Annotated in this window: 11 protein-coding genes; 4 read left to right on the top strand and 7 right to left on the bottom strand. The window is 68.0% G+C overall.

Features of this window, described 5'->3' with window-relative positions; translation table 11 throughout:
* Positions 1-57 precede the first annotated feature (57 nt).
* On the top strand, positions 58-1,038 hold the full coding sequence (locus ACE11G_RS06025; RefSeq protein WP_375003929.1) for an NYN domain-containing protein: 981 nt from the start codon (positions 58-60) through the stop codon (positions 1,036-1,038).
* 16 nt (positions 1,039-1,054) lie between these two features.
* Here the strand turns inward: ACE11G_RS06025 and ACE11G_RS06020 are convergent, their stop codons facing one another.
* Positions 1,055-2,662: a class I adenylate-forming enzyme family protein gene (locus ACE11G_RS06020; protein ID WP_375003928.1), complete on the bottom strand. Its 1,608-nt coding sequence runs from the start codon at positions 2,660-2,662 to the stop codon at positions 1,055-1,057.
* A gap of 159 nt (positions 2,663-2,821) precedes the next feature.
* Between ACE11G_RS06020 and ACE11G_RS06015 the strand changes: the two genes are divergently transcribed.
* On the top strand, positions 2,822-6,193 hold the full coding sequence (locus ACE11G_RS06015; protein WP_278124291.1) for a DEAD/DEAH box helicase: 3,372 nt from the start codon (positions 2,822-2,824) through the stop codon (positions 6,191-6,193).
* A gap of 55 nt (positions 6,194-6,248) precedes the next feature.
* A complete protein-coding gene (locus tag ACE11G_RS06010; protein ID WP_278124293.1) occupies positions 6,249-7,460 on the top strand; it encodes an MFS transporter in 1,212 nt (403 codons plus the stop codon).
* Positions 7,461-7,667: 207 nt separating this feature from the next.
* Here ACE11G_RS06010 and ACE11G_RS06005 read toward each other — a convergent pair whose 3' ends face one another.
* From ACE11G_RS06005 to ACE11G_RS05985, 5 genes are all read right to left on the bottom strand, one after another.
* On the bottom strand, positions 7,668-8,969 hold the full coding sequence (locus ACE11G_RS06005; RefSeq protein WP_375003927.1) for a deoxyguanosinetriphosphate triphosphohydrolase: 1,302 nt from the start codon (positions 8,967-8,969) through the stop codon (positions 7,668-7,670).
* Position 8,970: 1 nt separating this feature from the next.
* Positions 8,971-9,459 carry a cold-shock protein gene (locus ACE11G_RS06000; RefSeq protein ID WP_039867897.1) on the bottom strand — a complete coding sequence of 163 codons (489 nt, stop codon included), beginning with the start codon at positions 9,457-9,459 and terminating at the stop codon, positions 8,971-8,973.
* A 151-nt stretch (positions 9,460-9,610) separates the two neighbouring features.
* The gene (locus tag ACE11G_RS05995) at positions 9,611-10,441 is read right to left on the bottom strand and encodes a mycofactocin-coupled SDR family oxidoreductase (RefSeq protein WP_375003926.1); all 831 of its coding nucleotides are present in this window, start codon (positions 10,439-10,441) and stop codon (positions 9,611-9,613) included.
* Positions 10,442-10,525: 84 nt separating this feature from the next.
* Positions 10,526-11,281, bottom strand: a complete 756-nt coding sequence (locus ACE11G_RS05990) for a hypothetical protein (protein WP_375003925.1) — start codon at positions 11,279-11,281, stop codon at positions 10,526-10,528.
* Positions 11,282-11,444: 163 nt separating this feature from the next.
* Positions 11,445-11,753 (bottom strand): GlsB/YeaQ/YmgE family stress response membrane protein, encoded by a 309-nt coding sequence (locus tag ACE11G_RS05985; RefSeq protein ID WP_375003924.1) that lies wholly within the window; start codon positions 11,751-11,753, stop codon positions 11,445-11,447.
* 214 nt (positions 11,754-11,967) lie between these two features.
* Here ACE11G_RS05985 and ACE11G_RS05980 point away from each other — a divergent pair, with 214 nt between their 5' ends.
* Positions 11,968-12,870 carry an alpha/beta fold hydrolase gene (locus tag ACE11G_RS05980; protein WP_375003923.1) on the top strand — a complete coding sequence of 301 codons (903 nt, stop codon included), beginning with the start codon at positions 11,968-11,970 and terminating at the stop codon, positions 12,868-12,870.
* 30 nt (positions 12,871-12,900) lie between these two features.
* Here ACE11G_RS05980 and ACE11G_RS05975 read toward each other — a convergent pair whose 3' ends face one another.
* The gene (locus ACE11G_RS05975) at positions 12,901-14,310 is read right to left on the bottom strand and encodes a wax ester/triacylglycerol synthase family O-acyltransferase (RefSeq protein ID WP_222111550.1); all 1,410 of its coding nucleotides are present in this window, start codon (positions 14,308-14,310) and stop codon (positions 12,901-12,903) included.
* Between the last annotated feature and the right edge of the window lie 71 nt (positions 14,311-14,381).

The raw sequence follows: 14,381 nt of genomic DNA, 5'->3' as shown, positions 1-14,381 counted from the left end.
GTAACAAGGGCGGCGTTTCGGCCGGTGGACCGTCTCCGGCCCTGCGATAGTCGAACCATGCGCCCGACATGCAGCTTGTACATAGACACCGGATACCTCCTCGCGTCGGCCGCCACCCGCGTCGCCGGAACATCGTTGCGCGGCAGCATCAACGTCGAGTACTCGCGTCTGATCGACACACTGGTCGACACCGCCGAACACCTCTCCGGCCTCCCGACGCTGCGGGTGCACTGGTACGACTCCGCCGACAACGGCGTTCCCAATGCCACACAGCAACGCATCGGCGAACTGGCCAAGGTGAAGCTCCGACTCGGCCGCTTCGGCGTCAACGGCGAGCAGAAGGGCGTCGACCTCCGCATCGGCCTCGATCTCGTCGCGCACGCCCGCAACAGCACCTCCGACGTCTTCTTCCTCGTCTCCGGCGACGACGACCTGACCGAGGCCGTCGAAGAAGCACAGGTACACGGCGTGCAGGTGATCCTGCTGGCGGTGCCGAACGCCGACGGCAAGTCGCACGGCGTCAGCAGGCACCTGATCCGCGCCGCGGACGACCTGCACCGGATCGACGGACCCGCGATCGACCGTTCCGTTCTCAGCGTGGATCGCCAGCCCGCCCCGACTCCGTCGGCGCCGGTCACCGCCAAACCCGGGCCGGTCGCACCCAAACCCGCCGCGCGCACACCGCTCGACGCCGCCGCCGCGTCGGTGGCCGCACGCGCTACTCCCCCGCCCGCACCGACCGGCGTGCTGGCCTACAGCTCCACCACCGGATCGGTGGCACACGTGATGCCGGAGTTCGACGACGCCGAGCAGGAGCAGATCATCGGCGACGTCGTCGGCCGCGTGCTGGCGGCCTTCCGCAAGAGCGCCACCCCGCAGGAGACCGCGGAGCTCGAGCGCGCACGACCCTCCATCCCGCGCGACATCGATCGCGCCCTCCTGCTCGACGCCTCGGAGGCGATGGAGCGCTACACCGTCGACGAGCCCGTCCGCTTCCGCCTCCGTCAACGATTCTGGGACGAGTACGACGCCGGCTGACCCACATTCCGGCAGCTCACCGTGAGCGCATGAGGTGCTTCTGAATCTTGCCGGTCGCCGTCTTCGGGAGAGCGTCCACCACGACCACGCTCTTGGGCGCCTTGAATCCGGCGAGGCGCTCGCGCGCCCACGACTGAATCTCCTCCGACCGCGTCTCACCGGAGTCGGCAGGCTCACTGAGCACGACGAACGCGGTCACCGCCTCACCCCAGTGTTCGTCGGGCACGCCGACCACCGCGACTTCGGCGACCGACTCGTGTCCGAGCAGCACCCGTTCCACTTCCACCGACGAGACGTTCTCGCCGCCCGATTTGATGATGTCCTTGGCGCGGTCGGTGAACCACACGACGGCCTCGTCGTCGAGATAGCCGATGTCGCCGCCGTGGAACCAGCCATGCGCGAAGGCTTCGGTGTTCGCGTCGCGGTTGTTCCAGTAACCCTCCATGAGTTGCGGTGCGCGATAGACGATCTCGCCCTCCTGACCGGTCGGCAGGAGGGTGCCGTCGCCGCCCATGATGGCGATGTCGGTGCTGACCGTCGCCGGCCCCCACGAGGCGTCCTTGACACCCTGGTGGCCCGACCACTGCAACTCCGAGGCCGGCGTGGTCTCGGTCTGCCCCGAGCCGAGGATGATCGCGGCGTTGGGGAACCTCGACCGCAGCGCCGCGAGCAGTTCGGCGGGCATCGGCGCCATCGCGTACAGCCCGGTGACGAGGCTGTCGGTGTCCCCCTCCGCCAGCGCGGGCTGCTGCAGGAGAGCGGCCCACATCATCGGGAGCATCGTCAGGTGCGTCACCGCACGCCGGGTGAACACCTCGGCGAGCGCGGCGGGGTCGAAGCCGCGCAGCAGCACCACCGTCGCGCCGACGGTCAACGACGGCAGCAGCAGCGCATCCAGGGCCGTGACGTGGAACAGCGGCAGCACAATCGGTTGCACCGCGGGGCGGGTGTCCGGCCGCAGACCGAGGCCCAGTGCCGAACTCAGCACCGAGATCTGCACGGCCACATGCGAAGTCACCACGCCCTTGGGCCGCGACGTGGTGCCGGAGGTGTAGAGGCAGTGCAGGATGTCGCGGTCGTCGACGATCGTCTCGACGACGGACCGGTCGACGGCGAAGACCTCGTCGAAGGCCACCGACCGCAACCCGGCCACCGTGTCGGGTGCCGTGCCGGCCACGATCACCTCACCGAGGCGATCCGATGAGGCCTCCGCGACCGCCGGCTCGAGCACTCCGAGGAACACATCCTCGGTGACGATGGCGCGGACGCCGCTGTCGGCGAGTTGGTAGGCGATGTCGGACGGCGAGAGCAGCAGATTGAGCGGCATCGCCACCACGCCGATCTTGGCGAGTGCGAAGAACGACGTGACGAACTGCCAGCTGTTCTGCAACTGCAGCGCGATGGCGTCACCCCGCTCGTAACCGCGTTCGAGCAGCCCCCGCGCCAGCGCGTTGGCACGTGCCTCGAGTTCGGCGTACGAGAGTTCGAGGTCGCCGTCCACCAGGGCTGTGCGCGTGCCGTAGTGGGCGGCGCTGCGAGTCAACAGGTCGCCGACGCAGACGCGATGCGTCAGGTTGACGGTCAGCGGGTCGACACCGGACAGGTCGGGGCGCATTCCGGACATCAAGAACTCCTTGCAGTGGATCGCGGGGACACGCGGTCGGCGTGAGGCGACCGTAGCGCAAAAACAATCGTTCGTGACTGTTTTTCGCGAATGTCCTGGTCACACACGCCGAAGCACCGTCGCCGCGGCACGCCGCCGATCCCGACTACGCTGGATCCGATGACCTCCCCCGACTGGACCGACGAGCAGGTCGACGCCGTCCTCGGCGCCTTCGACACTCGGACGCTGCAGCGTGCGCGGTCGTACGCCACCAGCGGCATGATCACCGGTATCGACTGGTCCGACGGCGTCCTCACCGGCGTCTCACTCGGCTCCGGTGAGCAGCGCTACCGATGCAAGGTCACAGCCGCCTGGGATGGCCCGAAGCCGCGGGTGTCCGCGAGCTGCACCTGCCCGGTCGCGATCCGCTGCAAGCATTGCGCGGCGCTGGTCATGGCCGCGACCGCCGAAGGCACGGCCGTCGCCCGGCGATCGTCGTCGGCGCCCTCGGCCCTCCCGCTCTCACGATGGCGCACTCTGATCGACGAGATCTCGAAGTCGTCGCAGTCCGTCGAGCACACCCCGGACGGTCCGGAACTGCCACTGGCACTTCAGTTCTCCGTACACCGCAGCTATCGCGACGCCGACTCCGTCCGTCTCCGGCCGCTCACCATGAGCGAGCAGGGGCGGTGGGTCAAGACGCGCGTCACCTGGAAGACGATCCTGTCCGGAAAGACCGCCGACCGCCATCCGGAGAAGGCCCTCGACGTCCTGACCCGATTGGCCTCGGCGCTGGCGATCAGCGGACAGAGCGCCTCCGTCGGTGACGAGATGTCGCTGCTGATGGCTCCGCCGAGCATCTGGGTCCTGCTCGACGAGGCCCGCGACGCGGGCGTGGAGTTCGTCAACGCGCGGTCGTCGAAGAGCACGACCGTCGAGTACGGCGATCACCTCAGCACCCGACTGCACGTCACCGCTCAGCGTGCCGGCGTCCATGTGGCGCTCGAGGTGCTGGTAGACGGTCGGACCGTTCCGCCGGACGCCTTCCAGTTCCCGATCGGCAGGCCCCGCGCGCACGGCATCGCGCAGGAGGTGGGCGACGTACTGTACATCGGCCCGCTGCGCAGGCTGACCACCACCGAATCGATGCTGCTGGTGAGCCGGGTCCCACTGGAGGTGAGCGACGACGAACTCGGCGACTTCCGCGAGGCGCTGCCGACCCTGCAGGCCGACCGCGCCGTGGTGGTGGAACCCGGAGCGTTCCCGGCCGCCGACCTCGCCGGTCCGTTCCCGGTCCTGCGCATCGAGACCGGTGAGCACCCGTGCGCCACCTGGTCGACGGCGTACGAGACCGACGGCGAGGTCCATGAGTTCCCGACGCAGGGCACCGAGACCGGCCGGTTCCGCAACGCGGCCGCCGAACGCGCGATGTGGGACGAGGTGCGTCCCGAGCTGGAGATGGTCGCCCGCAGCAGCGCCCACTGGGTGGCAGCCGCCGCCGATCTCCTCGAACGTCGGCTGCCGAAGTACCGCTCCGACTACCGTCGCTTCAATCGGATGTACGCCGTCCTGCGTCAGCTCCGCGGCGGCTGCACGGTCGCGGCGGCGTTCGATTCTCTTCCCGACTTCCGCACCGTTCCGGTGCCGCTGTCACAGCTCGAAGTGGCGATCCTGTGTGCGGAGACGGTCCCGAAGATCACCGAGCTCGGCCGGGTGCGCGTCGACGTGGTCGGCACGCCGCCCGACTACCGTCCTGCCGAGGCGCCGCCGGTCCTGAGCTTCTCCGGCGACGGCGACGCGCGCAGCGACTGGTTCGACCTCCGCGTGGCACTCGACGTGGACGGCCACAAGATTCCGATCACCACGATCATCTCCGCCCTCGCGTCCGGCGAGACGCACATGGTGCTCGACGACGGTACGTACTTCGCCCTCGACATCCCCGCGCTGCAGACCCTGCGCGACCGGCTCGACGAGGCCCGGGAGATGGGCGAGCTCGACGACGACCGCGTCAGCACGCACACCCTCAACGCATCACTGTGGGACGAACTGCTCGAACTCGGCGTGGTCGACGAGCAGCTCCGCCGATGGCGTGAACGCATCGCCCGTCTGGCCGCGGCCAGGCCGCCGCACTCGGTACCGCCGCCCGCGGGTCTCGACGCCCGGCTGCGGCCGTACCAGCAGGAGGGCCTGGATTGGCTCACGTTCCTCTGGGACAACGAGCTCGGCGGCGTGCTCGCCGACGACATGGGGCTCGGCAAGACGGTGCAGACTCTCGCGCTGATCCAGCGCATAGTGGACGAGCGACCCGATGCCCGGTTCCTGGTGGTCGCGCCCACCAGCGTGATCGCCAACTGGGCCGCCGAGATCCACCGGTTCGTACCCGGCCTCGAGATGCTGACCGTTCCCGCCACCGAGAAGCGGGTCGGGACGCCGCTGGCAGATCGGATCGCCGACGCCCGGATCGTCGTCACCTCATACGCGTTGCTGCGGATCGACTACGACGCCTTCGCCCGGGTGCCGTGGACGGGTGCGATCTTCGATGAGGCGCAGTTCCTCAAGAACCACAACTCCAAGACCTACCAGGCCGCACGGCGGCTGCAGGCCCCGTTCAAGCTCGCGATCACCGGAACCCCGATGGAGAACCGCGTGATGGAGCTGTGGTCGCTGGTGTCGGTGGTGGCGCCGGGACTCTACAGTTCACCGAAACTGTTCAAGGAGCACTTCGCCGACGCGATCGAAAGCGGGCAGGCTCCCGAGCGGCTGGCGATTCTCCGACGCCGACTGCGTCCGATCATGTTGCGCCGCACCAAGGATCAAGTGCTCGTCGACCTGCCCGAGAAGCAGGAACAGTTGCTGCCGATCGAGCTCGAGCCCAAGCATCGAAAGGTGTACGACACCTATCTGGCCCGCGACCGCCAGCAACTCCTCGGGCTCCTGGAGGACTTCGACGGCAACCGCATCCAGGTGCTGCGTGCGCTCACGCGGCTACGGCAGTTGAGTCTGCATCCGGCGCTGGTGGACGACGAGCACGCCGCGGTGAACTCGGCGAAGATCGAGTACCTGTCCGAGCAGCTGCCCATCCTCATCGACGAGGGCCACAGTGCGCTGGTCTTCAGCAGCTTCACCGGGTTCCTGAAACTGATCGCCGCCCGGCTCGACGCGGACGGGATCGCTTACAGCTATCTGGACGGCTCCACCGCGATCACCCGGCGCGGCGAGCAGATCGAGCAGTTCACCCACGGCCGCACCCGGGTGTTCCTCATCAGCTTGAAGGCCGGCGGCTTCGGATTGAACCTCACCGCCGCCGACTACTGCTTCATGACCGATCCCTGGTGGAATCCCGCCGCCGAGAATCAGGCCGTCGACCGCGCGCACCGCATCGGCCAGCACCGCGCGGTGACCGTCTACCGAATGGTGTCGACCGGCACGATCGAGGAGAAGGTGATCGACCTGCAGAACCGCAAACGCGAACTGTTCGACGCGTTGCTCGACGACGGCGCCGCGTTCTCCGGCGCGATCACCGCCGAGGACGTCCGCGGTCTGCTCGGATAGGCACGATGCCACACTGGTGAGCGACCGCTCACCACCACGAGGAACCGCATCGCCGATGACGACGACAGCCGACCGCCGAAACCTCTGGACCGTGCTCGCGCTCCTGTTCACCACCGGCTGGGCCACCAACCATTTCGTCGCGATGATGCCGGTCCTTCACGACCGCAACGGAATCGGCGATGCGGCGCTCGAAGGGGCGTTCGGTGTCTACGCGATCGGCCTGCTCCCCGGGCTGCTGACCGGCGGCGGGATCTCCGACCGCGTCGGACGCAAACCCGTGGTCCTCGTCGGCGCGACCGGAGCCGCACTCGGCAATCTGCTGATGCTCCTGTGGCACACCGAGCCCGGCGTCTTCGTCGGACGGTTCGCGGTGGGACTCGGCGTCGGGCTGGCTGTCAGCGCAGGGACCGCGTGGAGCGCCGACGTCGGCGGTTCTCGCGGCACGGTGTTCGCAGGCGCAGTCCTCACAAGCGGCTTCGCCGTCGGTCCACTCGCGTCGGGACTCATCGCTCAGTTCACCGACGGCGCCGCGCTGATCGCCCCCTTCGCGGTCACCGTGACCGGCTCGCTCCTGGCGGTCGTCGCGGGCCTCGCCGTGCCGAACTCGCGGCGCACCGTCTCGGAGAGCCCCGTCATGGAGAGCACCGTCGCCGAGAGCACCGTCGCAGAGAGCACCGACGTCACCGACTCGACCGTGCGCGGACCGCGGAGCCTGTCCCGCGCGCTGGTCACGAGCCTTCCGATGTCGCTGTGGGTGTTCGCATCGGTCACCATCAGTGTGGTGACGATGGCCGGGCGGATGTCGAGCTTCAGCGGTCCGTGGGTGCCGGGCGTCGCCGCCGTGCTCGCGCTGGGATCCGGCGTGGCCGTGCAGGTGATCGCGCGCCGAAACTCCTGGGGTGCGCGCGCCGGAGTGTGCGGCGCCTTGCTGTCGGCCGTCGGATTCGTGATCGTCGCGGCGTCCGGGTCCGACCCGGCGCCGGTCGCCTTCGTCGCCGCGTCCATCGTTCTCGGCAGCGGCTACGGGCTCTGCCTCCGCGAAGGCCTGCTCGACGTCGAGACCTTCGCTCCCGCCGACCGGATCGGGCTGGCCACCGGGATCTTCTACGTCGGCACGTACCTCGGGTTCGGGTTGCCGGTCTTGCTGCGAGTGATCGCACCCACGGTGGGGATCGTCGCACCGATCGTCGTGCTGGCGGTGATGGCCGCCGGCTGCGCGGGGATTCGCGGGATGCAGTTGCGGAGTGGGGTGCTGGCCGGCCGGTGATGCGGGCGTGGGGTGGGGGTTTGCTTGGTCTCGATGCGCGGAGTCGCTGCGCTCCCCCGCTTACTCGACGAGCCTGCCCGGGTGGAGATCACTCGACGAGCCTGACAGGGAAGACGTGCGAGACTGCGGTCTCGATGCGCGGGGTCGCTGCGCTCCCCCGCTTACTCGACGAGCCTGACAGGAGAAGCGTGGCGGGAGTTCGACGGGCTAGCCCAGGTGTGCCTGGACTTCGGCGCTGGACTTGTCGAGGCGCTCGAGGCGGCCCTCGGTCATGGAGGCGATCTGGTCGATCACCACGCGCATCCGGGCGTTGTCGTCGACCGCGGCATTCCACGCGGCGGCGAAGATCGGGTCGAGGCCGCCCGGGGCGGTCACCAGGAGCATCTCGGCGACGCGGTGGATGCGTTCGCGCTGACGGTCCTGCTTGGCGCGGTGACTCGGGTCGGAGAAGATGAACCGCAGGGCGAGCGTCTTCAGCACGGCGACCTCGGCCGCCACATCGGCCGGCACCGAGAGATCCGCGTCGTACCGGCGCAGCGGACGTGCGCCCTCCACCCTGCGCGTCCGGGTGATCGCGGCCGAAGCGAAACGCCCGATGAGCTCGCTCGTGAGTCGCTTGAGCCGCGTGTACGCCTCCAACGAACCGTCGAACTCGCCGAGCGAGGCGAAGATCTCCATCTCCGACAACCGCTGCGCCGCCCCGACCAGCGGATCGGCGGTGAGCCCGTCGAAGTACTGCATGCCTAGCTGCGCCAGATCGTGCTGATCGGTGGGCGAACTCAACTGGCGCAGATCGATCCGCCCGCCGATCACTCCGTCTTCGAGGTCGTGCACCGAGTACGCGACATCGTCGGACCAGTCCATCACCTGGGCCTCCAGACAGCGCCGGCCGTCGGGCGCGCCGTCACGCACCCAGTCGAGCGCGGGGCGGTCTTCGACGTATGCGCCGTACTTGGTGCCGGGCGCCGTGCGCGACCACGGGTACTTGAGCGTTGCGTCGAGCGCCGCCCGGGTGAGGTTGAGACCGGCGCTGACCCCGTCCGGGCCGACGATCTTCGGTTCCAGCGCCGTCAGGATGCGCAGATTCTGCGCATTGCCTTCGAATCCGCCACGGTCGCGGGCCACTTCTTCAAGAGCCCGCTCGCCGTTGTGCCCGTAGGGCGGGTGGCCGATGTCGTGGGCGAGTCCGGCGAGTTCGACCAGATCCGGGTCGCAGCCCAGACCGACCGCGATACCGCGTCCGATCTGGCCGACCTCGAGCGAATGGGTCAGACGAGTCCGCGGGTTGTCGCCCTCCCGCGGACCCACCACCTGCGTCTTGTCCGCGAGTCGCCGCAGGGCCGCGCTGTGCAGCACCCGGGCGCGGTCGCGGGCGAAGTCGCTGCGATGGTCGGTCGCGGGATTCGCGCCCGCGGCGATCTTGGGCGCCTCGACGACCATCCGTTCCAGGTCGTGAGCGTCGTACACCGCTACGGGCGGGCCGCCCGCGGACCGATCGGCGTCGGTCAAACTACTCCGACCAGCCGCGCTGGGATGCCATGTCCAGGAGACCGGATCGGATCGCGACGATCTGACGAGCGGTCAGGTCCGGCGAGGCGTCGAGCAGCAGCTCGGTGATCTCGTTGAACAGACGGCCGCCGCCCCGATTGCCGAAGCGTCGCGGTCCGCGGTCATCACGGCCGCCGCGCCGGTCGTCACGGCGGTCGCCGCGATCGTGCCGGTCGCCGAAGCGTCCGCGGCCCTCGTCACGGCGCTGGGCGCGCTCGGCGGCGGGCGACTCGCCCTCCGGAGCCTCCTTGGTCACCTTCACGTTCAGTGCCTTCGCGCCACGATCGGTGCTCTCGACGTCGAACTCGACCTCGGCGCCGGGGCGCAGCAGGGTCTCATCGATGCCCACGTCGTTGATGTGCAGGAAGACGTCGTCTCCGCCCTCCGCGGGCGCCAGGAATCCAAAACCACGATTGGTGTCGAAATGCACGACCTTGCCGTTGACAGCCACCACAAACTCTCTCTCCAAAGCACGCCCACACCGCGAACCCCTTGCCCGCGCGACGCACTCCCCTACTACTATGCCTCAAAACCGTCAGCCGACCGAGCTGAAATGCCTGGTAGTGATCGGAATGTCAACCGGTCGACGACCACCGCGGCTCCTACTGACGCGTCGCATTCGTCCCGAGGCTCACCTCGACCACCGTGCCGGTGATGACGCCGGGGTCGTCGACCAGATACATCACCGCGCGGGTGACGTCGGCCGGTGCCAGCCACGGCACGCCCAGCGGACTCCAACCGGCGAAGACCTGAGCGAGATCGTCCTGCGTCGGATGCTCGATCGTCGGACAGAATCTCTTCATCGTCGCGGTGTTCAGCACCATCGGCGTCGCCACCGACGCCGGGCACACCACGTTCGCGGTGATGCCGTACGCACCCACTTCCAGGGCCAACGACTTGATGAATCCGATGATCCCCCACTTGCTCGCGGCGTAATGGCTCAGATGCAGCATGCCGCCCCGGCCGGCTCCCGAGGAGATCCCGACGATGCGGCCGAACCGGTTCTCCTTCATCAGCGTGAGAACGGCCTGCGCGCAGTTGAACGTACCGGTGAGATTGGTGTCGATGACGTCGGCCCATTGTTGGTGGGTCAGCGACTCGACCGGTTCGAACGAGCAGACGCCGGCATTGCACACGAGGATGTCGAGGCGTCCGCGTTCGTCGCGGATCCGCGAGACGAGCCCGTTCACCGCGGCCCGGTCGCGAACGTCCACCTGCGCCGATGTCACCGAGCCGCCGGTCGACTTGATCTCTCTCGCCGTCTCCGCGAGGTCTTTCGGATCGCTCATCGGGTAGGCGATCGTGTCGACCGGCGCCGCGATGTCGGTGACGACGACGTGCGCGCCCGCCGCCGCCAGGGCCAGTGCGTGCGATCGTCCCTGCCCGCGCGCCGCACCGGTCACCCAGGCCACTTTTCCGGTGAGATCAGTCATTGCCCGCCTCCTCGAATCGTCGACTCCATTGTCTCGCTTCGGCGGAGGGGTGTGCACGCGATCGGGAGACCTTTTCCCGGCCGGCTACTTCACGGTCGCGATGCCCAGCGACGGGAAGAAGTAGCACGTGACCGGCGCGTCCTCACTGCCGCCGGCCTTCTGCATCGTGCCGTAGATCGCGGAGAGAACCGTGCCCGAGCCGGTCTTGACGATGCCGCCTCGAGCGCCGTTGGCCGGAATCGCCGCGACGACCGAGCCGAGCGTCTTCCGGGCGAGGGTCCGCACCAAGGCGCTGACATCCGCTTCCTTCAGGCGTGCGTCCACGGCGTCGACGATCGAGTCGCCGAGCCCCTTCATGGGCTCGCCGAACCCGCCGTCGAGGGTGTTGACGTTGAACCACGCGACACGCATGCCGCTCTTGTCCTTGGTGTCGGAGAACTTGTCGACCGGCACGAAGCCGTAGAGCACCTCACCCTTCTGAATCGCGTTGATGTCCTTGTCCTTGACGCGAAGCGACTTGTTCAGGTCACCGAGGAGCGGAGTGATCGATCCGGGCATCGCGCCGCCGACCGCCGACGGCATCGACAGATCGGTGCACAGTCCCTTGGTCGGCGTGAACGGAGTGATGCCGAGCTTCTTGAGGACCGCGTTGGCCTCGTCGATCGAGTCGATCACCGATGCGGCGTCGTTCGGCTGAGCGGCGACCTCGTGGAGTGCGGCACGGGCGGCAGCCGCGTCGCGGGAGGTGTCGGCGTGTGCGGCGGGTGCGGCGACCGCGCCTCCGACGAGTGCGGCCGACGCGGCGACCGACGCGATCGAGAAACGAAATGACCTGGACAATGTGACCTCCGTGGCTGAAGTGACTGGTGTTTCGACTGAGTATGGGGCCACTTCGCTCCGAAACAGCGCCCTGAGACCGAGTTGAGACCCGCAGATCAGCGCACGAGAACGGCGGCGGGTCCCCGACCGAAGCCGAGGACCCGCCGCCGTGGCGAACTGGCGTTCAACTGCCCGAACTGCCGCGCACCTTCTCCACGATCCACAGCAGGATCACCGAACCGAGCACTGCCGTCAGGAGGGTGAACCACCAGCCGCCGGACGCGGTGTCCAGGAAGAAACTCAAGAGAAAACCGCCGATCAGCGCGCCGATGACGCCGATGACGATGTTCATCAGGATCCCGGCACCGCCGCCCTTGACGATCTTTCCGGCGATCCAGCCCGCGATCGCGCCGATGACCAGATAGCCGATCCATCCGACATTGGTGGTCGTACTCGAGCGCGCCAGGATCTCACTCGCTGCAATTGCGTCCATTTGCCCATCCTTTGTCTCGACTGCTGTGCCTCCACGCTACGAGACAAGGGATAACGGCCGCTCCGATGACATGAAGCGTTATCTGTATGTCATCTGCGCACCACTTCCGAGAAGTGACGGCGCTCGGATGACCGGCCACCGACACCTCATGGCATAGTGATCGCAAATGCAACATGTTCTAGTTCCTGGGGCTCCGGGAACGAAGGGGCGACCGATGAATCCTGCTCGACGAGACCTGACTGCCACGCGCGCACCGCGAGTCCGGCTGCCGAGAGTCGACATACCCGCGGGCCGTCTGATCGAACTGCCCGGACGGGGCTCCACCTACGTCACCGACACCGCCGGTCCCACCGCCGACGCACCGCCGATCGTTCTTCTGCACGCGCTGACGACCACCGGCCTGCTGACCTGGTTTCCGAGCATCCCGGAACTGTCGAAGCGCTTCCGGGTGATCACTCTCGACCTGCGCTGGCACGGTCAGGGCATCAAATCATCCGAGTTCAGCCTCCGCGACTGCGCCGACGACGCCGTGGCACTGCTAGACGTCCTCGGAATCGATGAAGCGATGTTCGCCGGCTTCTCGATGGGATCGCTGGTCGCTCAGCGTGTCTGGCGGCAGCATCCCGGCCGGGCGGGCGGGCTGGTGCTCTGCGCCTCCACCGACGCCTTTCAGATGACCGCGACCGAACGGGTCTTCCACAACGGGATGGCGGGCATCACCTCACGCGTTCCCGGATCCGGTTCCCCGCGCCGCGCCGGCCGAGTTCAGGCGTCGCAGGTCGACCCGGCCGTCGACATCAACCGGTGGGCGCTCAACGAGTTCCGCTCCACGTCGCCGATCGCCGTCGGCAAGGCGGTCGGCGCCATCGGAAGGCACCATACGCGACCGTGGATCAGCCAGATCGATGTGCCGACCGCCGTCGTGGTGCCCTTGCGCGACCGCGCGATACCGCCGGCCCGGCAGATCGCGATGGCCCGCCGCATCCCGGGCGCCACGGTGCACGAGGTGGACGGCGGTCACTCGTGCTGCGTGATCGATGCCGACAAATTCGTGCCGGTGTTCGCGCACGCCTGCAGCGTGGTGCGGGCTCGGTGGCGCGAGCGCGCCGAGTCGTGATGCCCGCCGCGCTGTTCGCCCACTTCGCGTCTACCCCGCGGGCGCGACCTGTTCTTTGAGCCGCGCGAGTTCCTCCGGGAAGTGGGCGACGAGCTTCTCCGGGCTGCGCATGCTGTCCTCACACGCGATGACGCCCACGTGGACGACGCCGTTGTTCGACAGCACCGTGATGTTGACGCCCGCTCCGTGGAAGACCGGGCCCAGCGGGTACATCCCGTCCATCCGGGCTCCCATGAAGTACAGCGGAATCGGCGGACCGGGGACGTTCGAGATGACCAGATTGTGCACCACCGGATGGCGGTCGGCCAGGCGCAGTCCCGCATATGCGCGCACGGCGAGCCCGAAAGTGCGCGGCGCGGCGAACTCGGCCCAGTCCTGCAGGGTGTCCGCGGAGATCGCGTTGTGATGGTCTTTCGCGTGCTTGTTCGCCTCGGTCATCGCGGTCAGCCGCTCGAGCGGGTCGGCGATGTCGGTCCCGAGCCGGGTGAACAGCGCCGAGACCTTGTTCGCCCCCTCGTCACGCTTGGATTCTCCGCGCACCGAGACCGGCACGGTGGCCAGCAGCGACGAGTCGGGCAGCTCGTCGCGTTCCAGGAGATAGTCGCGCAGAGCGCCGCCGGCGATGCTCAGCACGATGTCGTTGACCGTCGCACCGGTCGCGCGCCGGACCGCCTTGACGTCCTCGAGGTCCATATCGCCCACCGCGATGGTGCGGTGACCGGTGATGGTGCCGTTGAACGAGGTCCGCGGCGCGGTGAGCGGAGGCGCCATCGCGGTGCCGTGCTGGGCGCGGCTCACCGTCTCGGTGATCAGCCCCAGGGTCGGACTCAGCATCTTCGGGATCGACAGCGGTCGCGACAGCGTGCTCACGATGCCGCGGCCGAAGAGTTCGAGCGACCCCGGCGACCGTCCGTCCATGGGGATCTCATCGGTGGCCAGCGGTGGCGCGTCCGGTTCGAGACTGCACAGGTACGAGATCAGATTGGCGCCCGACGCGCCGTCGACCGTGGCGTGATGCATCTTCGTGAAGACGACCAGTTTCTCCTCGCCGTCCTCGCCGCGGTATCCCTCGATGACGTTCATCTCCCACAGCGGGCGGCCGCGGTCCATCGGGAGTCCGGCCAGATGACCGCACATCTCCATGAGTTCGGCGTGGCCGGCGGGTGCGGGCAGTGCCATCCGGTGCAGGTGGTGGTCGATAGCGAAGTGCTCGTCCTTGACCCACACGGGGTGGCCGAGATCGAGCGGAACGCGTCGCACCCGCCGAGTGAACTGGGGAACTCGGCGCACACGCTCGTCGAGTGTGGCTCGGAAGGTCGCGAACGAATACCCGCCGGGAACCGTGGACTTGTCCATGACCATCACCGAGCAGACGTGCATCAACTGCTCGGGTGTCTCGAGGTAGAGGAAGCTGGCATCCAGGCCGCTCAATCGTTCCATGACCATGGAGAATAGCGGAGAATTAGAACCTGTTCTAATTACTGACGAGTATCGGATGACGCGGTTCCGGT

It is taken from the genome of Gordonia sp. PS3, assembly GCF_041950545.1.
Classification (GTDB): Bacteria; Actinomycetota; Actinomycetes; order Mycobacteriales; family Mycobacteriaceae; genus Gordonia; species Gordonia sihwensis.
Note: the sequence above shows the minus strand (reverse complement) of the source record. Positions and strands in the feature narration are given on the sequence as shown.